Source organism: Aquabacterium sp. A3, assembly GCF_038069945.1.
Lineage (GTDB): Bacteria > Pseudomonadota > Gammaproteobacteria > Burkholderiales > Burkholderiaceae_C > Aquabacterium.
The window spans coordinates 1078119-1103627 of the sequence record NZ_JBBPEV010000001.1; the positions used below are offsets into that span (position 1 = coordinate 1078119).

At 61.7% G+C, this 25509-nt stretch carries 24 protein-coding genes; 18 read left to right on the forward strand and 6 right to left on the reverse strand.

Features of this window, described 5'->3' with window-relative positions; genetic code table 11:
* Positions 1-71 precede the first annotated feature (71 nt).
* Genes WNB94_RS04760 through WNB94_RS04775 form a run of 4 tightly spaced genes read right to left on the reverse strand, consistent with a single transcriptional unit; the run spans position 72 to position 4913 of the window.
* Positions 72-947, reverse strand: a complete 876-nt coding sequence (locus tag WNB94_RS04760) for an NAD-dependent epimerase/dehydratase family protein (RefSeq protein WP_341388737.1) — start codon at positions 945-947, stop codon at positions 72-74.
* Positions 944-2074: an ATP-grasp domain-containing protein gene (locus WNB94_RS04765; RefSeq protein ID WP_341388738.1), complete on the reverse strand. Its 1131-nt coding sequence runs from the start codon at positions 2072-2074 to the stop codon at positions 944-946. The genes WNB94_RS04760 and WNB94_RS04765 overlap by 4 nt, the downstream gene beginning before the upstream one ends.
* Complete coding sequence (locus WNB94_RS04770) at positions 2044-3066, reverse strand: glycosyltransferase family 2 protein (RefSeq protein WP_341388740.1); 1023 nt, start codon at positions 3064-3066, stop codon at positions 2044-2046. Before WNB94_RS04770 ends, WNB94_RS04765 begins: the two co-directional genes overlap by 31 nt.
* A complete protein-coding gene (locus WNB94_RS04775; RefSeq protein WP_341388741.1) occupies positions 3063-4913 on the reverse strand; it encodes a hypothetical protein in 1851 nt (616 codons plus the stop codon). The genes WNB94_RS04770 and WNB94_RS04775 overlap by 4 nt, the downstream gene beginning before the upstream one ends.
* 110 nt (positions 4914-5023) lie before the next feature.
* Between WNB94_RS04775 and WNB94_RS04780 the strand changes: the two genes are divergently transcribed.
* The 9 genes from WNB94_RS04780 to WNB94_RS04820 all read left to right on the forward strand — a co-directional run bounded on the left by WNB94_RS04780 (position 5024) and on the right by WNB94_RS04820 (position 12882).
* Positions 5024-6001, forward strand: a complete 978-nt coding sequence (locus WNB94_RS04780) for an ATP-grasp fold amidoligase family protein (protein WP_341388742.1) — start codon at positions 5024-5026, stop codon at positions 5999-6001.
* Positions 5998-6456 carry a Cif family virulence factor gene (locus WNB94_RS04785; protein WP_341388743.1) on the forward strand — a complete coding sequence of 153 codons (459 nt, stop codon included), beginning with the start codon at positions 5998-6000 and terminating at the stop codon, positions 6454-6456. The genes WNB94_RS04780 and WNB94_RS04785 overlap by 4 nt, the downstream gene beginning before the upstream one ends.
* Positions 6457-6467: 11 nt before the next feature.
* Positions 6468-7283 carry a GNAT family N-acetyltransferase gene (locus WNB94_RS04790; RefSeq protein WP_341388744.1) on the forward strand — a complete coding sequence of 272 codons (816 nt, stop codon included), beginning with the start codon at positions 6468-6470 and terminating at the stop codon, positions 7281-7283.
* Positions 7284-7417: 134 nt separating this feature from the next.
* Positions 7418-9145: a type IV-A pilus assembly ATPase PilB gene (gene pilB, locus WNB94_RS04795; RefSeq protein ID WP_341388745.1), complete on the forward strand. Its 1728-nt coding sequence runs from the start codon at positions 7418-7420 to the stop codon at positions 9143-9145.
* 32 nt (positions 9146-9177) lie between these two features.
* Complete coding sequence (locus tag WNB94_RS04800; RefSeq protein ID WP_341388747.1) at positions 9178-10392, forward strand: type II secretion system F family protein; 1215 nt, start codon at positions 9178-9180, stop codon at positions 10390-10392.
* 30 nt (positions 10393-10422) lie between these two features.
* A complete protein-coding gene (locus tag WNB94_RS04805) occupies positions 10423-11274 on the forward strand; it encodes a prepilin peptidase (protein WP_445819041.1) in 852 nt (283 codons plus the stop codon).
* Positions 11274-11888 (forward strand): dephospho-CoA kinase, encoded by a 615-nt coding sequence (coaE, locus tag WNB94_RS04810; protein WP_341388750.1) that lies wholly within the window; start codon positions 11274-11276, stop codon positions 11886-11888. The genes WNB94_RS04805 and coaE overlap by 1 nt, the downstream gene beginning before the upstream one ends.
* Positions 11889-11920: 32 nt before the next feature.
* Positions 11921-12679: a cell division protein ZapD gene (zapD, locus tag WNB94_RS04815; protein ID WP_341388753.1), complete on the forward strand. Its 759-nt coding sequence runs from the start codon at positions 11921-11923 to the stop codon at positions 12677-12679.
* Positions 12676-12882: a DNA gyrase inhibitor YacG gene (locus WNB94_RS04820; protein WP_341388755.1), complete on the forward strand. Its 207-nt coding sequence runs from the start codon at positions 12676-12678 to the stop codon at positions 12880-12882. The genes zapD and WNB94_RS04820 overlap by 4 nt, the downstream gene beginning before the upstream one ends.
* 2 nt (positions 12883-12884) lie before the next feature.
* Here the strand turns inward: WNB94_RS04820 and WNB94_RS04825 are convergent, their stop codons facing one another.
* Complete coding sequence (locus tag WNB94_RS04825; protein ID WP_341388756.1) at positions 12885-15332, reverse strand: ligase-associated DNA damage response DEXH box helicase; 2448 nt, start codon at positions 15330-15332, stop codon at positions 12885-12887.
* Between the two features lie 251 nt (positions 15333-15583).
* On the opposite strand from WNB94_RS04825, the gene WNB94_RS04830 reads away from it, so the two are divergent.
* From WNB94_RS04830 to WNB94_RS04870, 9 genes are all read left to right on the forward strand, one after another.
* A complete protein-coding gene (locus WNB94_RS04830) occupies positions 15584-16690 on the forward strand; it encodes an MraY family glycosyltransferase (RefSeq protein ID WP_341388757.1) in 1107 nt (368 codons plus the stop codon).
* An 84-nt stretch (positions 16691-16774) separates the two neighbouring features.
* On the forward strand, positions 16775-17611 hold the full coding sequence (locus WNB94_RS04835) for an alpha-1,2-fucosyltransferase (protein WP_341388758.1): 837 nt from the start codon (positions 16775-16777) through the stop codon (positions 17609-17611).
* Between the two features lie 2 nt (positions 17612-17613).
* Complete coding sequence (locus tag WNB94_RS04840; RefSeq protein ID WP_341388760.1) at positions 17614-18792, forward strand: hypothetical protein; 1179 nt, start codon at positions 17614-17616, stop codon at positions 18790-18792.
* A gap of 157 nt (positions 18793-18949) precedes the next feature.
* Complete coding sequence (locus tag WNB94_RS04845) at positions 18950-20020, forward strand: glycosyltransferase family 4 protein (protein WP_341388762.1); 1071 nt, start codon at positions 18950-18952, stop codon at positions 20018-20020.
* Positions 20017-21150 carry a glycosyltransferase gene (locus WNB94_RS04850; protein ID WP_341388764.1) on the forward strand — a complete coding sequence of 378 codons (1134 nt, stop codon included), beginning with the start codon at positions 20017-20019 and terminating at the stop codon, positions 21148-21150. The genes WNB94_RS04845 and WNB94_RS04850 overlap by 4 nt, the downstream gene beginning before the upstream one ends.
* Entirely contained in the window at positions 21143-21688 is a 546-nt protein-coding gene (locus WNB94_RS04855) for an LbetaH domain-containing protein (protein WP_341388766.1), read from the forward strand. Before WNB94_RS04850 ends, WNB94_RS04855 begins: the two co-directional genes overlap by 8 nt.
* Before the next feature lie 13 nt (positions 21689-21701).
* Positions 21702-22592 (forward strand): glycosyltransferase family 2 protein, encoded by an 891-nt coding sequence (locus WNB94_RS04860; protein WP_341388768.1) that lies wholly within the window; start codon positions 21702-21704, stop codon positions 22590-22592.
* A complete protein-coding gene (locus tag WNB94_RS04865) occupies positions 22589-23383 on the forward strand; it encodes a glycosyltransferase family 2 protein (protein WP_341388770.1) in 795 nt (264 codons plus the stop codon). Before WNB94_RS04860 ends, WNB94_RS04865 begins: the two co-directional genes overlap by 4 nt.
* Positions 23320-24231 carry a class I SAM-dependent methyltransferase gene (locus WNB94_RS04870; RefSeq protein WP_341388771.1) on the forward strand — a complete coding sequence of 304 codons (912 nt, stop codon included), beginning with the start codon at positions 23320-23322 and terminating at the stop codon, positions 24229-24231. The genes WNB94_RS04865 and WNB94_RS04870 overlap by 64 nt, the downstream gene beginning before the upstream one ends.
* A 15-nt stretch (positions 24232-24246) precedes the next feature.
* Here WNB94_RS04870 and WNB94_RS04875 read toward each other — a convergent pair whose 3' ends face one another.
* The gene (locus tag WNB94_RS04875; RefSeq protein WP_341388773.1) at positions 24247-25500 is read right to left on the reverse strand and encodes a hypothetical protein; all 1254 of its coding nucleotides are present in this window, start codon (positions 25498-25500) and stop codon (positions 24247-24249) included.
* Positions 25501-25509 lie beyond the last annotated feature (9 nt).

The following is a 25509-nucleotide window of genomic DNA, read 5'->3' on the forward strand; positions in this document are numbered from 1 at the left end:
AGACCGGAGCACGCGAGCGCCGGGGTACACAGAAACCGTATCAGGTACTTCACTGTCGATCTGCTGATAGCTCATGACACCCCCGACGTTGCATGCCCCATCCGCGCCGCCACGGCCAGAGCTCCTTGGCGCAAAGTGAATTGAGGCCGCCAGTCGAACGCCCGCCTGAAGCGGCTGCTGTCCATCAAAGAGAACTCGGTCGATACACTGGCATCGTCGGCCACCACCACATCGGCCGAAGGTCGCCCAAATGCCTCAAACACCTGGGTGGCCATGTCCAGCATGCTCACCACCTCGCCACTGCCCAGGTTGAATACACCGTCAGCAGGACTGTCCAGCACACGACCGATGGCTTGCGCGACATCGTCCACGTAGGTGTACTCTCGCCTCAGTCCGGTCACGCTGATGCGAACCGTGCGCTTGTGTTGCGCATGGGTGATGAACGTATTCACCGCACCGCCCTCATATTCGCCTTCACCAAACAACTGCGACAGCCTCAACACCGTCGCAGTGATGCCCCTCCGGCGATAGAAGGCCGCCAATTGCTCAGACTGGAGCTTGGCCAAGGCATACAAGGTGAGCGGCTCAGGCTGCATGGACTCACACCACGGCGCAGGCATACCTCCGTACACGCCTCGGGTCGACGCCAAGACCACATGGCGCACCCCGGCGCGCTCAGCCGCCTCAAATACACACTGATCCAGCAAGACGTTGGGCATCACCTCTGCACCATTGAGGCCGAGGGGGCGGCGGGCGGCCAGGTGCACAACCGCCTGACAGCCTTCCATCAGCGGTGTAAGGCTGTCAGATGTGTAGTCAGAGATGCGGCACGGCACCCTCAGTGACGCTGCATGGCGACTGATCGCAACCAACTCAAATCGGTCAACCCAGCACCGAAGCAGGTGCCGCCCCAGGAATCCGTTGGCACCCGTGATCGCAATCTTCATGGCGTGCCCTCGAGAATGATCTGATACCCACACTTCTCCATCTTGCCGTTCATGCGCCGCACCCGTTCCCCAGGCTCGTAGTACCACTCGACGTGAACAGCGGACGGATGCGGCTCAACATGGTGCACCAACGTATCAGGTGGCTGACAGAAGAACTCCAGCCGAGCCGACCGAGTCGTGAAAGCCTGCACCTCATCCGGGGCATGACCCAGCAGGTGCGAAACGGCCATGCTCAGCAGATTCACCCCCGTGGCGGCTTCGATCAAACGCCACATGTGGCAACCATCCAGCCTTGGTGTGACCTCGATCAGCCACGGGTGCCCCCCAGACATCTTGATCTGGAAGTAAGCAGGACCTTGCCGCAGCCCCAGCGTGTTCAGTGTTTCGACCACCAAGCGTCGAACACGAGCCACCTCCGTGTCCGTCAATGAGGCTGGCAGCAGGTGCTGATGGATGAGGCCACCGTCAAAGTCAGGCCAGGACACTCTTGCCGAAGGCAGAAAGAAAATCAACTCGCCATCGCGCAGATACGCGTTCACGGAAATCTCTGGTCCATCTATCAATGGTTCGACAATGGCCTGACCAGCCCGAGAATGGGCGATCGCGGCCACCACTGCAGCATCAAAGACCTGGGGGTCGCCGATCATGGACACGCCCCTCTGCCCCTGGCTGTCCACCGGCTTGACAACCACCGGCCACCCCAGCGTCACGTCGGAACCTGGACCAGCCACCAGTTCGAAAGGCACAGCACCATAGACCTCCTTGAGGGCCGTTCTCATGGCCACTTTGTGGTTGCACGTCGCCGCCACACTGGGCGCAACCAGGAAACTCAGACCCATTTCTGACGCCACATGTGCGACGGTGGGCATGGCCACATCCGAGCCAACGGTGTATATCTGATCGATGTGATTCGCTCGCGCGTAGCTCAAAACTGCCTGTTGGTCGGTGATGTCAATTTCTGCAAAACGATCAACCAGCGGAAATCCGCGACCATGACGACTGTTGCTCACGGCGTGCAGTTCACAGCGGCCCTGCAGATGGCGCAGCAGATCGACCTGAGCATGGCCAATGCCCAACACCAAAAACCGCAGTGTTGTCATGTCGATCGCTCCGATTGTTGTCCGCACTGCGCTTGCCTGAGATCACGAACCGTGTACTGCGGGGTGTGATTGGATTGCTGCAAGATGCGCAGCACGTACTCGCCCAACACCGCAAATGCAAAAAAATTGAAGCCAGACAAAAACAAGATCAACAGCACCGTGGAGGTCCAACCTGGCACGCCGATACCCCCCAAAAAATAACGCAACAGCAAGACAATGGTAAAGACCACGCTAAGGACGATCCCGAGCCCACCAATGAGTGCCAAAAAACGCAGGGGCAACATCGACTGCCCGACCAGATTGCTCATGGTCATCGACAACAACTTGCGCAAGGTATAGCCACTGCGCCCTTCATGACGATCTGCATGTGCCACCTGAACATTGACAATGCGATGGGTGACGGTATCGATCAACATACCCAACGCTGGATTCAGCGTACTCATGCCCAAGAGGGCCTGAGCAACCTCGCGGCGCATCACCCTGAGGCTTGAAAAACGAAGGTCCGAGTCGCGGCCCAGCATGAGCGCATTCAGGTGGTGAATTGCATCACTACCAAGCCTGCGAAACCAACTGTGACGAGGTCGCTCAGGCACGCCCATGACCACATCCGTGTCGTCGTTCAAGGCCTGCACAAGCCCCGGCAGAGTCTCGGGAAGGTGCTGCAAGTCGTCGTCCATGGTGATCAGCGTGGAACCTCTGGCATGCGCCAATCCGCACAACGTCGCACTGCTCTGGCCCACATTCTTCATCAACTGAACCGCGACAACAGCAGGATCACGGGCAGACAAGTCCTTCAAAACAGACCATGTTTCACCCGGCCCGCAGTCATCCACAAAGATGATCTCGTAAGGACAGTTCATGGATTTGAGCACCGTGGACAAACGCTCATGCAGCAAAGGCAGGATGCGTGCAGAACCATAGACTGGCACGACCACACTCAGGCTGCCCTCACCCAGTTCAGCATCAGTTGGCTGGGGCCTGCGCCGCTCCTCTGGCCGGATCAAATGCCTTGCCGTCATTTCATATACCTTTCCAGCTCGGGTTCGCTGACGCCTTGAATGGCTTGCGATGCCCTGGCCAACTCACAAGCCCGGGACGCCTGATCCTTTGGACGATTGGGCCGATACAGCGTCTGCTCGCGCCACTTCAGTTGCCCACCCTCACCAGACACCGCGCGCCATTGAGCGACAGGATCATAGGCATCGATAAAGTTGGCGCCAAACGAACTGGTGAGCGTCGGGGACAATCGGCGGCTACCATCGAGTTCCACCAGAAGCCAGCTACTGGCCAGGACGTCACAGCGGACATTGGACAACAGTGCAGCGGCCCTGCGCGTGCTTCCCCTGTAGCCGCCAATGAACCATGCCTGCCCGACACTGCGTGCACCCAGCGCAAACAACAAACCTGGAGAACGGCCGGTCATGTCGATCATGGCGTCTCCACTCGAGAACCCAGCGTCTCGTGCTTGTTGGCGGGCCTGTTGGATGTATTGTGCAAACTCTGGAGACACCATCACGGACGCCGCCCGTCTGTCGTCCAATACAACATGACGCTGCTGCTGCCACAAAGGCACTGCCTGCCGATAGGGACGCTGGTATGCCGTGTTCAAAGTCAGCGAGGCGATGAGCGAAACACAGAGCACATAAGGAATCACCGGCGCCTGTCGCTGTTTGTCCAGCCACAGGGGCAGACACAACAACAGGCCGCCAAGTGCCCAGAAGTAGCCGGCGTACGCCCCGACACTCCAGTAGTTTCGATTGGTGCCCACTGCATATGCATAAGGCAAAGCCATCATCAGCATGACGAGCGCCCAGAACGTCCGCCCCTGCCCATCGATCACCCCACGCCGATTGAACAAGCGCATCAAGGCGGCAGCCAACGGCACAGCCAGCATCAGCTTGCCGCCCATCGTTTCAAAAACATCTGAAGTGGGCAGCCAACCAACGCCATACAGCACGGACACCATTCCAAGCAAAGTGGCAAAACCGCCGCGCACCCAACCATTTGCGCGGAACCATAAACCGCACACCAACCAAACACCGGCAACGGCCAACACCATGACCACGCCGCCAGAACGGCCAAGCTTCAGCCCCTCCAGCCGCAACCACTGATCTGCTCCGTGCCCACCACCCAAGGTGGACGCCACTTCCACACTCTGGGACAAACGGCGCATGTAAGTCAGTACGCTTCCATCGATCATCAAACCTGCAACAGCCAGCATCACCAACGCCACCACCCCACTGGTGATCAGTCGACGCCAAGCTGTTGCACCTGAGATCAACTCGTACACAACGACCAACAAGGCCAATCCAGCGGCAGACGTTGGTTTGCCAAGAAACGTCAGCGCCCCGCCCACGCCAAGTAACACGACACCGAAAGAGATCCACCTTTCGCCGGACGAGGACTGTCGCAGCAACATCAATCCGGTCACTGCCAACAACATGCCTTGAAAGGTCAAGTGGTTGTAATTGGGCGTGGGTAACCAGTGGTGATAGGCCAGCAACGCAGCCGCAGGCATACACAACACAAGCGCCACACGGGTTGAACGGGGCAACGCTGCCCCCCCCGCACGCCACAGCACCGCCCAAGTACAAAAGCCCGCCAGCACATAGCTCAGCAGTACGCCCGCCCGACGCAACGCCACCACATCCCCCTGTAGCAAGGCATACAAGGAGTTGTAGACATAGCCGAACTGCGACACCGAGGTGTGATAGATCCAGGGGTTCGAGATCCAGACGAGGTAGTAGCCCTCATCAGTGAAATCGAATCCACGGGCACACCAGTACCAAAGCCCCCCCAAGCCGCACAAGCTCACAACAATGGGCCACGACAGCGCCACAGCGCGGTGATCGATTCTGGTCAGCAATGAGTCCTCTGCGCTCGCCCCCTATCCGGGTGGCATCGGTTGAACCCCACCCTCAGGGACGTAAAATTTCGTAACGCCTCGTCCTGAGCGCGTGGACACCCAACGAGGCCATGACATTCAAAGAAAAATTCCGCCTGCTGCGGTCAGGTGCTTATTTTGAAGCATCCAGACAGCTTGACGAGATTCGGGCGGCGGCAGGGTCACCGTGGCGCAGAAATCCTCGCGAAGGTCGTCGGCGCGGCATCGACCACTACCCGCCTGGACAATTTACCTGGGTAGTGGCAACAGCCTTCAGCCGCTTCAAAGCCAAGTTCAACCATTACCCCAACATGGTCAGACCGCACACCTTCAATGACAAGGTGATGTGGTTCAAATTCTTTGGCGAAATAAAGACTCCGGAAAGTGGCAACAAACTGGCCACTGCGTCGTTCATTCCGGCCTCATTGCTTGACCAACTGAGTTGCGCGCCGCTGGCATGGCAGGGCAGCAGCGCGCGCCTGCCCCAGAACCATGAACTAGCCGCCGGTGTGTACTACCTCAAGGCCAGCCACGGTAGTGGGATGTTCGAGCGACTCAGTTACCCGTTGAGTTCAGAGCGACGTTCTCGCCTGGAAGTCATGGCCAACGGCTGGCTTCAAAAGCCATTCGGTCAGGACAATGGTGAGTGGTGGTACAACGTGTTCACGCCTCAGTTGATGCTGGAGCGCAGCGTCCAAGGCGACCAAGACTCGATTTCGTGGAACTTCTACGTTCTTAATGGCGAAGTGCCGATGGTGGGCCTGTTTCTGAAGTCAGCGACGACGGGGCAGGAATATTCCACATGGTTGGGCCCCGACTTTCAGCCGCTGCCTTGGCAGCCCATCCTGCCACCAGTGCCGAACTATCAGATCGGTCCGCGTCAACATGAGATGCTCAGGTACGCACTGGAAATCGCCAAGCCATTTTCTGCCGTGCGGGTTGACTTTCTTCTGGGCAGCGACGATCGGGTGTACCTGTGCGAGCTGACGTTTTCGCCCGGAAATGCCATGTCGCGCAGGCCACCCGAAGTCGAGTCCCTTTTGTCTGCACCTTGGAGAGAGTTGACATGACGTCCTGGCCCACCATCCCGGAAGAGATCAAGGTCTGGTTGAGCGATTGGGAAGCCGAAGTGCAAGACATGCGCTTTGACGAGGCCTCCAGACGATTTCATCCGCAAACGTGCGCCTTCGGCACGGTGATGCATGCAGGCCAAGACCTTCAAAGCCTGATCTGCGAGCAGTGGCAGGTGGTGTGGCCAAGAACTCGAAATTTTCGATTTCACATGGACAGCGCCAGAGCATGGGGCGACGCAGAGCATCACGTCGTGGCGGTTCAGTGGTCGGGTGAAGGCATTGAAGCCTGGAGTGGCCAGGCGTACTTGCGCACTGGCCGGGCAACCATCGTGCTGATGCGCCAACAGGACCGTTGGATCGGTGTGCATACCCATCTGTCCATCTCGCCAACCCCAGAGCGATTTCTGAGCGCACAGGCGCCGCAGTCAACGCCAAAACCAGATTCGGCATAGGGACTTTGTTGATGTTCAAGCCTGAAGTGCTTTGTCTGGCACCCAACGAAGTATTTGCGTTTTATCAAGGTGGCATGACCGATGTGGCATTTTTTCAAATGCTCAGCGCAAACCAGAGGGAAGACCTGGCCAAACTGCAACTGACCCTGCGAAAGGCTGAGCCAATTGACATCCCGCGCATCGAGCAACTGGTTTGCAGCAGATATGGGGAAGCGCTCGCCAGAGAAATCAGCCCTTTCGACAGCTACCGCTACATCAAGTTCGGCCAAGTCCTCCTTGTGGAAGACGTTGCGGGTGGCTTGGCGGCATGTGTGTACCAGATCGGATACGAACATCCGCTGCGGCCTTCTTACCTTTTAAGGCTGGTTGTGCGCCAGGACTTTGAAAACCACGGCTTGGCGACCGTGCTCAATCGGCTTGCTGCAGCCCTCGCCTACGAACAGGGCTCACGCTCGCGACATGCCTTGTTGAGTCATGCCAATCCAGCATCTCTCTACGTTCACCTCAACAAAGTGGGGAGCTACTTCCGGGATCTGGTTGACGTGCCGTGCGATGGCATACAGAACCATTTCATCTCAGACCGCCCGTTGTCTGCCCGGGGTATGGTCAGCAATGTGATCAACGACAACGCCCTTTTGGCTTTATGTGATGGCGATAGCCTTCCTGCCAATTGGGCGGTGGTGGACGCCATGGACCTGAACACCCTGAGATACCTGATGCGCAAGCAAGGCCTGGCGGTCGTGGCCGCCATTCCCAGGCGCCCGACCGGGGATGCGGCCGGAGGCCAACAGTTGCTATTGACCCCAATGGAACACTCCCGACCATAGGGCGAGGCGAATACACGCTGGGCGCGAAAAAGTTAGCCGGTATTTGCCCACTGTTCTGGATTCACCCACGACAAGACGATGGCATCATCTGACCAGCCCTGCGCTACCATGCGCTTTTGAGCATTTGACGTCCCATGGCCGCTGAATCCACCTTCGCAGACACCCCGGGCACCCTCTCTGGTGTGGCCCGGGTGCTGGTCAATGCCGGCAAGCTGGATGCCAAGGCCGCCGAAACCCTGACGCGCACGGCCAAAGAGCAAAAGCGCAACTTTGTCAGCGCGCTGATGCAGTCGGGCACCATCAACCCGTCTGATTTGGCGCACACCTTGTCGCAGGCCCTGTCGGTGCCGCTGGTTGACCTGTCGGCCATTGACCTGCAGCGCGTGCCGCGCAACATCATCGACAACAAGCTGGCGGCCCAGTACCAGGTGCTGCCGCTGTCCAAGCGGGGCAACCGGCTGTTCGTGGCCGGGGCAGACCCCACCGATCAAGAGGCCATCGAGCGCATCAAGTTCGCCACCCAGCTGGCGCCTGAATGGGTGCTGGTCGAGCATGACAAGCTCAGCAAGGCGCTGGAAGGCATCACCACGTCGGCCGAAGAGCAACTCTCGGCCATCGCCTCCAGCGACTTCGAGTTCGATGTCACAGAAGACATGGGCGCGCCTGCGGCCGACGCGGCCGACATGTCGGCCGAGGTGGAAGACGCCCCGGTGGTGCGCTTTCTGCAGAAGATGCTGATCGACGCCATCAATGCGCGCGCGTCTGACCTGCACTTTGAGCCCTACGAATACAACTACCGCGTGCGTTTTCGGGTGGACGGTGAGTTGCGCGAGATCTCGCAGCCCCCACTGGCCATCAAGGACAAGCTGGCCTCGCGCATCAAGGTGATCTCGAAGCTGGACATCGCTGAAAAGCGGGTGCCGCAAGACGGCCGCATGAAGCTGAAGTTCGGCAACAAGGCCATCGACTTTCGGGTCAGCACGCTGCCCACGTTGTTTGGCGAAAAGATCGTGATCCGGATCCTCGACCCGTCCAGCGCCAAGCTGGGCATCGAGGCCCTGGGCTACGAGCCCGAAGAGAAGGTGCGCCTGATGGATGCCATCAAGCGCCCTTACGGCATGGTGCTGGTCACGGGCCCCACGGGCTCGGGTAAAACCGTGTCGCTCTACACCTGCCTGAACATCCTCAACCAGCCGGGCGTGAACATCGCCACGGTGGAAGACCCCGCCGAAATCAACCTGCCCGGCATCAACCAGGTCAACGTCAACGACAAGGCCGGCTTGACGTTTTCAGCGGCGCTCAAGGCCTTCCTGCGGCAAGATCCCGACATCATCATGGTGGGCGAAATCCGCGACCTGGAAACCGCCGACATCGCCATCAAGGCCGCCCAGACCGGCCACATGGTGATGTCCACCCTGCACACCAACGACGCGCCCACCACCCTGACGCGGATGATGAACATGGGCGTGGCGCCCTTCAACATCGCCTCGTCGGTGATCCTGATCACCGCGCAGCGCCTGGCTCGCCGTTTGTGCGACAACTGCAAGGCGCCCGCCGACTATCCCGATCAAGCCCTGCTGAACGCCGGGTTCAAAGCATCTGATCTGGACGGCTCGTGGCGGCCTTACAAGGCGATTGGCTGCTCATCTTGTAACAACGGTTACAAAGGTCGCGTGGGCATTTACCAAGTCATGCCCATCAGTGAGGAAATCCAACGGATTATTCTCACTCAGGGCACAGCCATGGATATTGCTAAGCAGGCCAAGGCCGAAGGCGTGAGAGACTTGCGCGAATCGGGCCTGGTGAAGGTGAAACAGGGTGTCACCTCCCTGGAAGAGGTCATCGCCGTGACCAACGAATGAGCGCGCCCGCATCCTGACGGAGTTTCCCGAACATGGCCACTGCCGCCAAGAAACCTGAAGAATCCATCTTTGAATGGGAAGGCAAAGACCGGACCGGCAAGGTCGTGCGCGGCGAAATGCGCGCGGGCGGCGAGGCCGTGGTCGGCGCCTCCTTGCGGCGCCAGGGCATCATGGTGCAGAAGGTCAAGAAGCGCCGCACCAGCGGTGGCGCCTCGATCAAGCCCAAAGACATCGCCATGTTCACCCGGCAGCTGGCCACCATGATGAAGGCTGGCGTGCCCTTGCTGCAGTCGTTCGACATCGTGGCCCGTGGCGCGCCCAATCCGCGCGTCACCAAATTGCTCAACGACATCCGGGGCGATGTGGAAACCGGCACCAGCCTGTCGTCGGCGTTCCGCAAGCATCCGCTGTACTTTGACGCGCTGTACTGCAACCTGGTGGAAGCCGGCGAAGCCGCCGGCATCCTGGAAACCCTGCTGGACCGGCTGGCCACTTACCAGGAAAAAACCATCGCCATCAAGCAAAAGATCAAATCGGCACTCACCTACCCCATCGCCGTGCTGGTGGTGGCTTTCGTGGTGGTGGCCGTGATCATGATCTTCGTGATCCCGGCCTTCAAACAGGTGTTCACCTCGTTCGGTGCCGACCTGCCCGCCCCCACCCTGTTCGTGATGGGCATGTCCGAGATCTTTGTGCAGTACTGGTGGGCCATTTTTGGCAGCATCGGCGGCGGCATCTACTTCTTTTTGCAAAGCTGGAAGCGGTCTGAGGCCATGCAAAAACGCATGGACCGTCTGCTGCTGAAGCTGCCCATCTTTGGCGACATCATCTACAAGGCAGCCACCGCCCGCTGGACGCGCACCTTGTCCACCATGTTTGCCGCAGGCGTGCCCCTGGTCGAGGCCCTGGATTCGGTGGGTGGGGCTGCGGGCAATGCCGTGTTTGCCGAAGCCACCGAACAGATCCAGAAAGACGTGTCCACCGGCACCAGCCTGACCAACGCCATGCAGACCACCAGCATCTTCCCGGTGATGGTGCTGCAGATGTCGGCCATTGGCGAAGAATCCGGCGCGCTCGACCAGATGCTGGGCAAGGCCGCCGACTTCTACGAAGAAGAGGTGGATGACGCCGTCAGCGCGCTGTCCAGCCTGATCGAGCCCATCATCATCGTGATGCTGGGCACCATCATCGGCGGCATCGTGGTGTCGATGTACCTGCCGATCTTCAAGCTGGGCCAGGTGGTTTAAGTTTTGCCAAGCGTTCCATTCGCCGACGTACTGGGGTTGTTTCTCACCCCCTGGGGCCTGGGCATCCTGGGCCTGTGCGTGGGCAGCTTTCTGAACGTGGTGGTGCATCGCTTGCCCAAGATGCTGGAAGCGCGCTGGCAGGCCGATGCCGCCGAGGTGCTGGGGCAAACGGCCGCCGCCAACACCGCCACCACCGAGCCCATCACCCTGTCCAAGCCGGCATCGCGGTGCCCGTCTTGCGGGCACGCCATCCGCTGGTATGAAAACGTGCCGGTGATCAGTTGGCTGCTGTTGCGCGGCAAGTGCTCGGCCTGCAAAACACCCATCTCCCTGCGCTACCCCCTGGTGGAGGCGGTCACGGCGGGCCTGTTTGTGGTCTGTGGTCAGCAATTCGGGGCCCAGCCCACCACCTTGCTGTGGTGTGGGTTCGTGGCGGTGTTGCTGGCGGCGTCGCTGATCGATTGGGACACCACCTTGCTGCCCGACGACCTCACCCTGCCGCTGATGTGGGCCGGCCTCGTGGTGGCCGCGCTGGGCTGGACGGCCCTGCCACTCAAGGACGCGGTGTGGGGTGCCGTGGCGGGTTACCTGTCGCTGTGGTCGGTGTACTGGCTGTTCAAGCTCACCACCGGCAAAGAGGGCATGGGCTATGGCGACTTCAAGCTGCTGGCCGCGCTGGGCGCCTGGCTGGGCTGGAGCATGATCTTGCCCATCGTGCTGGGCTCATCGCTGATTGGTGCGGTGGTGGGCATCGGCATGAAGGTGTCCGGCCAACTGCGCGAGGGCGTGTACGTGCCCTTCGGCCCCTTCCTGGCGGGCGCCGGGCTGGTGGTGGCCCTGGCAGGCGCCCCCACCGTGCTGGGCTGGCTGGGTTGGGTGTGATGCAGCGCCTGTCCATCGGACTGACCGGGGGCATCGGCAGCGGCAAGTCCACCGTCAGTCAGATGCTGACCGAACTGGGCGCGCACCTGGTCGACACGGACGCCATCTCGCGCTCGCTCACGGCGCCACGAGGCGCAGCCATTCCCCTGATTGCCCAGCACTTTGGCGAGCACCTGATCACGCCCGACGGCGCCATGGACCGCGCCCGCATGCGCGAGCTGGCCTTCAGCGATGCCGGCACCATGGCCCGGCTGGAAGGCATCCTGCACCCCCTGATCCAGCAGCACGCCGCTGCCCAGGCCGGCCTGGCCCTGCCCGATCAGCACATCGTCTACGACGTGCCCTTGCTGGCCGAAGCCGGGCCCCACTCGCACTGGCGCCAGCGGGTCGACCGCATCCTGGTGATCGATGCCGAGCCTGAAACCCAGATCGCACGGGTGATGCTGCGCTCGGGCTGGCCACGAGAGGCCGTCGAGGCGGTGCTGGCCAAACAAGCGCAACGCGAGACCCGCCTGGCCCTGGCCGACCATGTCATCGTCAACGAGGGCTTGAGCCTGCAACAACTGCGCAACGAGGTCGAGAAGCTCTGGCAACTGTGGAACAATGGGCACTGACCCTCCGGAACTGACCTGCATCAGGTGGCGCGTTGATCATCTACGAATACCCACTGAGCGAGAGCATCCGCACGATGCTGCGGCTTGAACACCTGTTCAAGCGCCTGACCCTGCTCATGTGGCGCGAAGACCCGGTGGACCACCACCACGCGCTGGCCACCATCTTTGAAGTGATGGACGTGGCCTCTCGGGCCGACCTCAAAACCGACCTGCTGCGCGATCTGGACCGCTACAAACAGCAGTTCATGGGCTACCGCGGCAACCCCGCCATCCACGAAGCCGTGCTGGACGAGGTGCTGGGCCGCATCGAGGTCTGCCACAACACCTTGCAGCAAACCACCGGCAAAGCAGGCCAGAGCCTGCAATCCAACGACTGGTTGATGAGCATCCGCAGCCGCATCAGCATCCCGGGCGGCACCTGCGAATTCGACCTGCCCGCCTACTTTGCGTGGCAGCACCTGCCGGCCGCGCAGCGCCAGGCCGATCTGCAGGGCTGGGTGGGCACGCTGGCCCCGTTTGCCCAGGCCATCCAGCTGATGCTGGGCCTGCTGCGCGATGCCGGGCATCCGCACATGGTGGCTGCGCCCTGCGGGCAGTACCAGCAAAGCCTCAAAGAAAGCCGCAACTACCAACTGCTGCGGCTGCGCATTGACGAGGCCATGGGCCTGATCCCCGAGGTGAGCGCCAACCGACTGCTGGTGTCCATTCGCCTGATGCGGGCCGACAGCGACGGCAAGCTCAAGCTGGCGGCCGACACCGATGCAGGCTTCGAACTGACCTTGTGCGCATGAGCGAAACGTCGTCATCCGGCCCAGGGGCCAAACGCCTGGAAGTGCGCTGCCCCTCGTGCGGCGACATGCACCTCTACAGCCTGGACAACCCCTACCGGCCCTTTTGCAGCAAGGGCTGCAAGGCCATCGACCTGGGCGCCTGGGCCAGTGAAAGCTATCGCGTCGAGGCCAAGCCCACCAGCGAAGACCTGCTGGACGACTGAGCTCATGCCCCCATGGCCTTGAGCGCCCGGGCCACGCGGTCTGACAGCTTCTCGGTGCTCAGCCGCTCGCGCAGGCGCTCCACCATCAAGGGCAGGCTGAAGGGGCTGGGGCGGGGCAACACCACCCAGTCGATGGCATGGCCCTGCAGACGCTGCAAGGTGTGTTGCAGCCGGGCCAGTTCCAGCTCTTGGCTGAGCACCTCGCGCTGGGCCTGCTGCAGCAGGCGGTTGTCGGGGTCGTGCTGCTTGAACACCTCGTAGTACAGGCCGCTGGAGGCCTGCAATTGCCGCGCGCTCTTGGCCTGGCCCGGGTAGCCGGTGAACAGCAGACCCGCCACCCGCGCAATCTCGCGAAAGCGGCGCAGCGCCAGCTCGCCCGCGTTGAGGCTGGCCAGGATGTCGTCGGCCAGGTGCTCGGGGCTGAGCGCTGCACGGAGCCGGGCTTCGTCCAGATCGACCGGCTCGGCGCTCAGCAACTCCAGGCCGTGATCGTTCACGGCCAGGCTGAAGGTGTTGGGCTGCCCACGGGCCAGGCGCCAGGCCAGCACGCTGGCCAGCCCCATGTGGGCCAGGCGGCCTGCAAAGGGGTACAGCCACAGGTGGTGCCCCTCGCGCGATCGGTGCTGCTCCACCAGCAAACGCCCCGGGCGCGGCAAGGCCGACATCTGCGCTTGTGCGTCCAGCATGGGGCGCGCAGCCGCCATCTCGGGCTCGTGCCAGGCGCGCCCCTCGGCCGCTTCGCCCAGCAGGGCCAGCACGGCATCGGCCATCTCGTTGGACAAGGGCATGCGCCCGCCCTGCCAGCGCGGCACGGCCGCGCGCTTGCCCTCGGCGCGGCGCACATAGGCCGTGAGATCTTGCACGCGCACCAGCTCCAGCAGGCGACCACCAAACACAAAACAATCGCCCTTGTGCAGCCGGGCGATGAAGCCTTCTTCCACCGTGCCCAGCTTGGGGCCGTTCACAAAACGCACCATCATCGAGGCATCGCTGACGATGGTGCCCACCTGCATGCGGTGCCGCCGCGCCACCAGGCGGCCCGTGGGCTCGTGCTCGGGCACACGCCAGCGGCCAAGTTCATCGGGCGCGATGCGGTGGTGCTCGGGGTAGGCGCGCAGGCTGTCGCCGCCGCGCGCAGCAAAGTCCAGCGCCCACTGAAACTCAGCCCGCGGCAAATCGGCAAAGGCCGCCGTGCGGCACACCTCGGCCCACAGCTCGTCGGCGTCAAAGCCGCCGCCCAGCGCCACCGTCACCAGGTGCTGCACCAACACGTCCATGGGCCAGTGCGGGGAATGGCGGCTTTCCACCTGGCCGGCCTGGGCCGCGCGTCGGGCGGCGGCCGCCTCCACCAGCTCCAGCGTGTGCGTGGGCACCAGGGTGATGCGCGACGGTCGCCCCGGGGCATGCCCGCTGCGCCCGGCCCGCTGCAACAGCCGCGCCACGCCCTTGGCCGAACCAATCTGCACCACGCGCTCCACCGGCAAAAAATCCACCCCCAGGTCCAAAGACGAGGTGGCCACCACGGCCTTCAGGCGCCCGGCTTTGAGCCCCTGCTCTACCCAGGCCCGCACATCGGCGTCCAGCGAGCCATGGTGCAAGGCCACCAGCCCTGCCCAATCGGGCCGCGCATCCAACAGGGCCTGGTACCACAGCTCCGCTTGCGAGCGGGTGTTGGTGAAGACCAAGGTGGTACTGGCAGAGGCCAGCTCATCCACCAGCGGCGCCGCCATGGGCGAGCCCAAATGCCCCGCCCACGACAAGGCAGAGGGCTGGGCAGGCAAGAGCGTGTCGATCTGCAGGGTTTTGTCCACCCGGCCTTGCACCATCACGGCCGACTGCACGGCCTCGCCCGGCAACAGGGCCCGCAGTGCCTGATTCAAATCGCCCAGCGTGGCGCTGATGCCCCACACACACAGCCTTGGGCGCCACCCCTGCAAGCGGGCCAGCGCCAGTTGCACCTGCACCCCGCGCTTGTTGCCCAGCAGTTCGTGCCATTCATCCACCACCACCCCTTGCAAGCCGGCAAAGCGCTGGGCGGCATCGGGGCGCGACAACATCAGGCTGAGCGACTCGGGCGTGGTCACCAGCACCTGGGGCCAGGCGCGGTCTTGCCGTGCGCGCTCGGCCGATGGCGTGTCGCCCGTGCGCAGGCCCAGCTTCCAACCGGGCAGCACCGCAGCCAAAGGCGCCTGCAAGGCCTGACAGGTGTCGGCCGCCAGGGCGCGCATCGGCGTCAGCCACAGCCACTGCAGGCCACGGGCGTCAGGGCGGGCCACCTGCAGGGCGCCACCCCACACCGCCAAGGTCTTGCCCGAGCCGGTGTTGGCATGCAATAACCCACTGCGCCCCTCGGCCATGGCCTGCCAACATTGGCGCTGAAAGTCAAAAGGCCGAAACCCTTGTTGCGCAAACCACGCAAGCACGCCGCTGGCTGAAGATGTTTTATGCATTGTTGCGCTGAGTCGGCATCGAAAGCGTGCGGCATCTTGCAACAAGGCCGGAAGTCGCTACGATCTATTGCAGTGCAACATACGCCTCAAAGGCGGGTCAAGCCCATGATGGATGAAGACCGTTTACCCGCAGGTCAAGCGCCAAAAAGCGGGCATCTGTCACGGTTTCTGATCAGGTTGAACCCGCATAGAATGTCTGAAAATGCCTTGAACCTCTCGCTTGGCGTCATCAACCACAGGTAGGCAGCCGCATGACTAGCACGCTGATCTGGGCCATCACGGCCATTTTGGGCACCAGCTTTTTGGTGTGTGCCGTGCTGGTGCTCACACAACGCTGGCACGGCCGCCTCTCGCTGGACAGCGATTTGGGCGGCATCCAGAAGCTGCACGCCACGCCCGTGCCCCGGGTGGGCGGGCTGGGTCTGATCATCAGCCTGCTCATCGGCATCGCCGTGGGCCACCAACTGCAAGGCCAGACCTACCAAACCGCCGTGTTGTTGCTGTTGGCGGCCCTGCCCGTGTTCGCCGCTGGCATCCTGGAAGACCTCACCAAAAAAGTGTCGGTGCGCGCGCGCTTGCTGGCGTCGTTTGCCTCGGCCGCGCTGGCCATCGTGCTGGCCGACGCCCAACTCACCCGGCTGGACACCCCGTTGGTGGATGACTTGATGATGCTGGCCCCGCTGGCCTTTGTCTTCACCTGCTTTGCGGTGGGCGGCATGACCAACGCCGTCAACATCATTGACGGCCTGAACGGTCTGGCCTCTGGCACGGTGGTGATCATCCTGGCGGGCCTGGCCGCCATGGCCTGGCAAACCAACGACATGCTGGTGATGAAGTTGTGCCTTTGGGGCATCGCCGCCATGCTGGGCTTCATGGCCTTCAACTTTCCGTTTGGCCGCATTTTTCTGGGCGACGGCGGCGCCTACCTGGCCGGCTTCTGGGTGGCATCGTGCGCGGTGCTGCTGCTGAACCGCAACCCAGATGTGTCCACCTGGGCCGTGCTGCTGTCGGCCCTCTACCCCGTGTGGGAAACGGTGTACTCCATGTACCGCCGCCGCGTGGTGAGCCGCGTGCAAACGGGGCTGCCAGATCAAGGGCATCTGCACCACCTGGTGTACAAAACCATCCGCCAGGGTGGCCACGTGCCGGCGCGGCCGGCCTGGCTGGCACACGGCGCGGCCAGCCTGGTGCTGTGGAGCATGGTGCTGGCGTGTCAACTGGCGGCCGTTTATTACGCCCACAGCCACATGGCCGCCATGCTGGCCGCGGTGGCAGGTGCCGCCGTGTTGACCTTGCTGCACCATGGCCTGTCGTCTGGCAACCGCACGGTGGTGTTGGGCGGCAAGGTGGCCAACTGAGGCCGTGCCCTCGGCGACAGCGCCTGACGGCAAACCAACACCCCGAGCCGGCATGGTCGGGCGCGCAGTTATCCTTGAGGGATGATGGCAACCGACAGGGCTTTGCTGCACTTCCCCGTCCTGAGCAGAGCAGACTTTCTGTTTTTCAGGCTGCTGGGGCCCGGCTTGGGCAACCTGCTGTTTCCGATGTACCGCGCGTTCCAGGCGCAACGTTTGGAAGGCGGGCAACTGGTGTTTCCGCAGTTTTTTCAGTGGAAGCCAGGCCCATGGCTGCGGCGAGAAAAAGACGCCCGCGCCTATGGCGACTTGTTTCGCCACCGAACACCCCAGGAAGTGCTGCTGCACGCCAAGGCCGTGGCCCTCAGGCTGAGCGGCCACGCTGAGCGGCTGCGGGTGCAAGAAGGATTGGGCAGGCACTTTCACGATCTTGATGCCGCCCACCAAGCAACGTTCAAGCAGTGGCTGGTGGATCATTACCGGCACCGCGAGGCCCTGATGCAAGAGCTTGCGAGCATCTCTGCCCAGGACATCTGCGTGCACATACGGCGAGGCGACTTTGCCGCCGCCACCACAGCGGCCGCCCAGCAAGGCACGATGAACTACCAGATCCCAGACGAATGGTATGTGGACGCTGTGCGGGTGGCGCGCCAGTCTGCGCCTGGGGCGCGCGTGCGCGTGTTCACCGATGCCCACACCCTGGAACCCGCCTTGATGGCCGCGCTGGGAGCCGATGAGGTGGACGCCTCGCCCAATGCCCTGCACAGCATGCTGCGGATGTCGGCACATGGCACCATCGTCACCTCGCGCTCGTCGTTCTCGCTGTGGGCCGCCTATCTGGGCTCGGGGCAGGCCATCGTCCACCGGGATTTCGACCTGGGCAGGTACATGCCAGATCACGCCATCCGCGTGATCCGCTGTTGATCATGGGATTCCTGCTTCAGGTGGCCAGCAGTGCGGCCAGCCGACTGGTTTACATGTACCTGCTGGGGCTGATCACCCAGCTGGAGCCGACGTTTGCCGTGCCGCACGCGGCTTTGCTGGCCAATGCCAACGGACTGTGCGCACTGTTCACCCTGAACGTCTTTCAGCACTACCTTGCCAACAGCAACGCGGCTGAACATGATGCTGTTCGCCCCGTGCGAGCACAGTTCGAGTTGCTGAGCCTCTTGCTGTTGCTGTCTACCGCGTTGATGTTGATCGGCAGCGGACATGCAGCATTCAGCACCTGGAGCACCGTGTTGGTTGGAGCACTGGCTCTGGCCTTGCCAGAAGTGGTCTTCACCATGGCAACGGCTCGCAACCTGGCCTGGCGAGCCTTGATACTTTATGGTGGACACACCGTTTTCTTTGGTGGCTACATCCTTGCTGTGATCCAGCAACAAGCCCCTGTCACAGCGGTGCTCTATGCCGCTGGCCCCACATTTGCCACCTGCCTGGCATTGGTTACCCTGGCTTTGCCAGCCAACAGCCCATCACGGTGGCGGGATCGGCAGCAAGCACTGCTTGGCACCCTGCGCTTGCGGATTCACCTGTTGGCCAGCAGTCTTCCTGTGATCGCCATGCCGCCAGCGCTGGTGTTCCTGATGCAAGTCACCCCGGGAATGGCGGAGCAAATCCCCCAGATGCTGCTGTTCATATCCTTTGCTGGCGCGCTGGTCTTTCTGATGGGTAATGTGTTTCAGCACTACGGCCGAGATCTCTTGCCCAAATTGCTGGTCATTCACGCACAAGGTCAACTGTGGCGACTGGCGGCTCTCATCGGCGTGGTGATCGTGTTTTGCACAGGCTTGGTCTGGCCCATCGACATGGCCATGCACATGTTCAAAAACGGGTTCCAAGCCCCCTTCGATGGACCGTGGGTCGCTTATGCGGTGGTCTTGGCCACCAGCACCATTGTTTTGCAATGGCACACCGTGATCAGCCTGCATCATGGACAACCCCGATCGGTGCTGAAATCCAACCTCGTGTATCTGGGGCTAGGATGTCTGCTTGTCCTCACCACTCCATGGCATGGCATGTCCATTCTGAGCATCCTGGCCGCGTCTGCTGCCGCTCGTGCGTCGCTGAATCTGATTGACTTCACCTCCGCATCCAAGCGCTGATGAACGCACACCGTCGAGTTCTGGTGTTCCCCCAGGTTTGTCGCTCAGGCAAAGGGATTGCGCCATGAAGGTATTCGTTGTTCAACCCACGGTGCCACACTACCGGACCGAATTTTTTTCGGGCGTAGGCCGTCGCCTAGGGGGACAGTTGATTCTCATGGCCTCCCCTCACATACCGGGCGGTCCCTCCAGCATCCCCGCACATGGTCTTGCGGACATCATCTACGCCCCTGATCACACTTTGTCGTCCTGGCGGGGTGACAAGCTTTACTGGCAGTCGGGCCTGAACCTACGAGGCGCATCTACAGGCGATGTACTGCTCGTACCAGGCAACCCCCGGTTTCTCAGCGTCTACCCCTTGCTGATCAAGGCGCGCGCGCGGGGCATGGGCATCATCGTGCAGGGCCATGGCTGGAGCTCATCATCGCGCCCCTGGCTGGCGCGCATCCGGCACCTGCTGTGGCGGTTCGCAGATGTGGCACTGCTGTACACCGATGAAGAGCGCGATCAATTCATTGCCAACGGCTTTGCGCCCGACCGGGTGTTTGCCACCAACAACACGATGGGCACGCAGGCCATCGAACAGGCGCGCGCCCACTGGACACCCGATCGACTCAGCTCGGGTACGGGCCGCGTCTCACCCTCAGGCTTCCAGATTCTGTTTTGCGGCCGCCTGACACCCAAAGCCGAGCTGCATGTGCTGATTGACGCGCTGGCGGCACTCAAGCAGCGTGGTCAACGCGTGCAACTGGTGATCATTGGCGGCGGCGATCAGGATGCCGCGCTGAAGGCCAAGATGGCGGCAGTCGGCCTGACTGAACAGATCACCTGGCTCGGCCCCATTCACGACGAGATGCAGCTGGCACCCTGGTTTTTGCAGTCCGACCTGTTCGTGTACCCCGGCGCCATCGGCCTGTCGCTGCTGCACGCCTTCAACTACGGCCTGCCCGTGGTCACCCACGACCAATTGAAGCAGCACAACCCCGAGATCTCAGCGTTGGAACCTGGTCGCAGCGGCGCACTGTTTGCCAAAAGCGATGCAGCGGCGCTGGCTGATACGCTTGAGGGCTTGTTGAACAATGACGCGCTGAGGGCCGACATGTCTGCACGGGCTGAGCACACCATCAAGACCCGCTTTCACACCACGATCATGGTGGACCGGTTCATGGCTGCGGCCGAGCGGGCGCACCAACTGGCCATGCAGCGCCAAGGCAAAGGCAAGGCATGAGCAAGGCACCGGTGGCGGTCATCCACACCGTGGGCTCTCTGACGCCCAACAGCGGCGTGACCCCGGTCATCAGCAACAGCCTCGGGTTCAGGCAGGCCGCTGGGCAGCAGGCTCGGTGCCTGGCGTTCAGCGACCACTACGATGCCCAGCGCTGGCAGGGATTGACGGGGGCCTTGCGCTTGATCGAACGCCCCAGGCTGCCATGGCAGCAATACGCACGCTTTCGCGATGCCCTGATCGACGAGGTGATGAAGCAACGGCAGCTTGGCCACCGGGTGGTGCTGCACGATCACGGCATGTGGCTGCCCAGCAACCTGGCGGCCAGCGCTGTGGCGCGCACATTGAACTGTCCCATCATCGTGTCGCCGCACGGCATGCTGCAACCGGCAGCCGTGGACTACCGAGGCACCAAGAAGAAGCTCGCCTGGCTGTTGATGGAGCGACGCCGCATGCGGGCAGCCACCAAAGTGATGGTGACTTCGGCCATTGAGGAACAAGCGGTCAAACAGCTGCTGCCTGATGCGTGCACAGTGACCGTGCCGCTTGGGTTTGATGTGCCGGCGCAAAGCGAAGCCCATCAACCCAAGGAAAAAACTGTGCTGTACCTGGGGCGCGTGCATGTGCTCAAGGGCATTGAGGTCATGCTTCGCGCATGGCCACAGGCCAGGCAGGCCGGCTGGCGTCTTCGCGTCGTGGGCCCAACCGAAGCCACCTACCGTAGGCACCTTCTGAGTCTGGTGACCGATCTGGGCATTGAGGACAGCGTCACCCTGGAAGACCCGATCTATGGGAACGAAAAGCTCAGGGTATGGCACACCAGCGCCTTGTTTGTGCTGGCCTCTTACACCGAAAACTTTGGCATGGTCGTCTGCGAGGCACTGGGGCATGGGCTGCCAGTGCTGACCACCGACAAGACGCCCTGGACAGACATTCCCGAGCGCGAATGCGGATGGATTTGCTCACCCACCGTGCCCGATGTGGCGCATGCGCTGCGGCGTGCCATGTCCACCCCCATGCCCACCCTGCAGGCCATGGGCGAAGCCGGATGGTCGTGGATGAAATCATCATTTGACCTGCCCGTGGTGGCACGCCAGATGAATGACTGCTACGAGGAGCTGGGGCATGCGTGAGCCGATGACAGCGCAACGACTCACAGGGCGCAACAAGCTTGGCAGGCTGGCGTGGCATCTGGTGTGGCTGACCCTGTACCGCCCCAGCCCCACCCCACTGCATGCATGGCGTCGTTGGCTGCTGCGCCTATTTGGCGCCCACATCGAGGCGGGCGCGCACCCCTACCCCAGCGCCCGCATCTGGGCCCCCTGGAACCTGCGCATGGGGCGCAACGCCTGCCTGGGCCCTGACGTGGACTGCTACTGTGTGGCGCCCGTGCTCATCGACGATCACGCCACCGTGAGCCAGTACAGCCACCTGTGCACCGCTTCGCACGACCATCGCAGCCCCTCGTTCACCCTGGTGGCGGCCCCCATCCACATCGAAGCGCAGGCCTGGGTCACGGCGGGAGCCTTCATCGGCCCCGGCGTGCGCATTGGCACGGGCGCGGTGGTGGGCGCACGCGCAGTCATCACCAAATCAGTGGCGCCATGGACCGTGGTGGCGGGCAATCCGCAACGGGTGGTGGGCCAACGCCCGCCCCAAACGCGCAACTGACGAAGCCGTTGCCATGAAGCTCACCGTCATCATCCTCACCTTCAACGAAGCCTTGCACATTGAGCGCTGCATCCGCAGCGCTCAGCAGGTGAGTCACGACATTCTGGTGGTAGACAGCGGCTCCACCGATGACACCGTGGCCCTGGCAGAACGCCAGGGCGCGCGGGTGCTGCACCACGCGTTCACCACCCACGCCGCCCAGATGAACTGGGCACTGACACAGCTGGATGCCAGCACCGAATGGGTCTTGCGCATGGATGCTGACGAGTACATGGACGAGGTGCTGGTGGCGTCCATTCAAACAGCGTTGCCCAGCACGCAGGCCCATGGCCTCTATGTGCAACGCCGGATGATCTTTCAGGGCCGGGACATCCGATTCGGGCTGGTGTACCCGGTGAACATCCTGCGCCTGTTCAGGCGGGGGCATGGCCGCTGCATGGACCGCTGGATGGACGAACACGTTGAAGTGACCGGCCCCACCGCCGTGCTGCGGGGCACGATGTACGACCACAACCTGCGGTCGCTGACGTGGTGGACCGCCAAACACAACCGCTACGCCAGCCTGGAGGCCGTCGAGCAGCTCAACCTGAAGCACCGCTTTTTGCGCTCAACGGGCGACGCCCATGCCCAGGAGCGACTGGATTTCAGCGTCAAGCGCTGGCTCAAACACCAGGTGTACGGGCGCCTGCCCCCGGGGGTGCGGGCCATGGCCTATTTTCTGTTCAGGTACGTGTTGGCCCTGGGCTTTCTGGACGGCAAGGCCGGCACGGCGTTTCATGTGCTGCAGGGCGGCTGGTACCGGTACCTGGTTGACGCCAAGGTGGCCGAGGTAGAACGGTACATGCGCGACCACCGCTGCGACATCGCCACGGCGGTCGAGCAGGTGCTGGACGTGCGTTTATGATGAAGTTCAGCCAGGACGCCATGCACGCACCGCTGCCCACCATCACGCTGATCACGGCCACCTACAACTCGGCACAGACCGTGGCGGCCAGTCTGGAATCGATCCGCGCACAGCAATACCCCGGTCTTGAATCGCTGGTGATGGACGGTGCCTCCACCGATGGCACGCAGGCGCTCATCCGGCAATCGTTCGGCGACGTGGTGAGCGCCCTGCACAGTGAGCCCGACGCGGGCATCTACGACGCCTTGAACAAAGGGTTTCGCGCCGCACAAGGCGAGGTGATCGGCTTGCTGCACTCGGATGACACCCTGGCCAACCCCGGCGTGCTCAAGGCCGTGGGCCAGTTGTTCCGGGATCCCTCTGTGGACGCGGTGTACGGCAACCTGAACTACGTGCGCCGCGAGGCACCACATCAGGTGGTGCGCCATTGGCGGTCACAGCCATTCACACCCGACCTGCTGCGCCGGGGCTGGATGCCGCCGCACCCGACCTTGTTCTTACGGCGCCGCGTGCTGGCGCAGGCAGGCGAGTTCGACACCCGTTACCGCATCGCGGCCGATTACGAACATGTGTTGCGCGTCTTCACGCTGCCAGGGCTTCAGGCCCGTTACCTGCCCGAGGTGATGGTGAACATGAAAACCGGCGGTGCCAGCAACCGATCGCTCGGCAACATCATGCGCAAGTCTGCTGAAGACTTGCGCGCCATTCGGCAACACGGTGTGGGTGGATGGCCCACCTTGCTGAGCAAGAACTTCAGCAAGCTGCAACAGATACGATGGCCATCAGGCTGACAAGCACACATCTAAAGCGACGAGCCAAGATGCCTTTCAACCAGCAAGACAACTCAACCCCGATGACACAAATGCTCAAAAAGTTTGTCAGGCCGTTTGCCATGGTTGCTGTCGCAAGTGGCTTAGATCCTCGAAAACTCGGTGCGCTGCTTGACTACCCTCGATACCGTTCACAGAGGTCTGAGTTCAAGCGGTTAGGCGGCCATATCACCCATGAGCTGCCGATCTTGGGAGAGCACAATAAATCTGCCGGGTCCGGCCGTGGAGCCTACTTTCATCAAGATCTGCTCGTCGCGTCATTGGTACATCAACATGCGCCTGAGCGCCATCTCGACATCGGTTCACGCATTGATGGATTTGTGGCGCACGTGGCTTCTTTCAGACCCATCGACGTGATGGACGTACGCGCGCTGGAAGACACGGGGCATGCAAACATCAGATTTTTCAAGGCGGATCTGATGGACCCCAAAAGTGCGACTGAGTGCATCTCCGACTCCGTTTCCTGCCTCCATGCCATAGAGCATTTTGGATTGGGGCGGTATGGAGACCCGCTGGATCCTGAGGGACACATCAAAGGCTTTCGCAACATCGTGCGAATGCTGAAGCCGGGAGGTCGGCTGTACATCAGTTTCCCGATCGGTCGCCGCAATGAGGTGCATTTCAACGCACACAGAGTCTTTCATCCCAGAGATATTTTTACGTGGCTTGATCAGCCAGCCACCATCACACTAGAGCGGTTTGACTACGTCGACGACCGTGGCGACTTGCACACGCACGTTGACATCGCTCACAGCGAAATCTGTGTCAATCATGGGTGCGGCATCTACACGTTCACAAAGTCGAGTTGATCAACGCAAGATGGACTACGCGATGGATGGCAAGCGAATATCAGCCCGCTTGACAAGCACGGTGGCCTTGCGAGTCAGCCACCATAACAGGCGCAAGACAGCATAGATCACGATCACATAAATAAAAGGTCGAGATGCTGCACGCAGTGAACCTACGTTCGACATGACACAGAAGTAGACGTATCCGATGACCAGCAGAGGGTAGAACGCCCCCCATGCTTTTGCGCAGATGACGCGATACCCAGCGTAATAAAAAATTGCCGCAGCGACCATACCAGCCCACCCGAACCACAGGTATGTTTCAGACATGATGTCGCTGTTGATGCCGATCCCTATGCCAAGGTGATAGCTGAGCGATTGGTATGGCCTGAATGACTCAACATCGATCAAGGATGACGGCAACGGAGAAATATAGGTAAGAAATGAGCCCCAATCTGTGAACTGCGCGATGGGGCCAATTGAGAACGCCACGGTCAGCGTCTGCAAGGCTGAAAATGTGTCGTAGAAGACAAAAAGGATCAACGGCAAATCCGCCAGGTAGGCAAGCCACTCTGGCGCCGCCAAGATTCGACCAATACCCAATGTTGAACGCCCCAAAATGGCATCGACGTACACCAGCACCGCCATAACAAAGAACAAGGCAGCGCTGACCCAACGACGCCGACTGAGCAGCATCAGCGTCGCCAAGAGAAAGAAGACCGATGACGACCGGCTGGAAATAGAGAAACTATAGATAGCGGCGTTGGCAGCCAACAATATCAGGATCAACGAACGGCCTCGGCCGAGCATGCCGTAGATGATCAGACTAGCAAACCCAAAAATGCCCCCGAGGGTCTTGGCCCAGGGTTGAGCCACGTAAAACCTGGCTGATGGTGAAATGAGTGCAGCATATCCGCCCATCGCCATCACGTACAAGAGATGGCAAAGCACCGCCGCCACCAAAGCAAGAATGAGGTAAACCTTGGGGTCGAGCTTCTTGAAACTGCTGCCCCACTCAAACCCCAATGGCGCAACGCCACGCACCGGAAACAGCACCAGCAACAGCAGGTAAATGGCCAGCGCGCCGGCAGCGTAGGTGGCGGCCGGTTCAATGAACTCAGGCCTCAGCAATGGGTTGGTGAGGTATTGAACGTCTTGCCAATGAAACACCGCTGGCAGCAGGTAAGACATCACCACGCTGAAGACCGGCAAGCCCATCACGAAGTAGCGCGCCAGTCGCCCGCTCAAGGGGGCGGTTGAGCTCGCTTCAGGGCGCCGATGCTGGGCCATGCCTGGGGC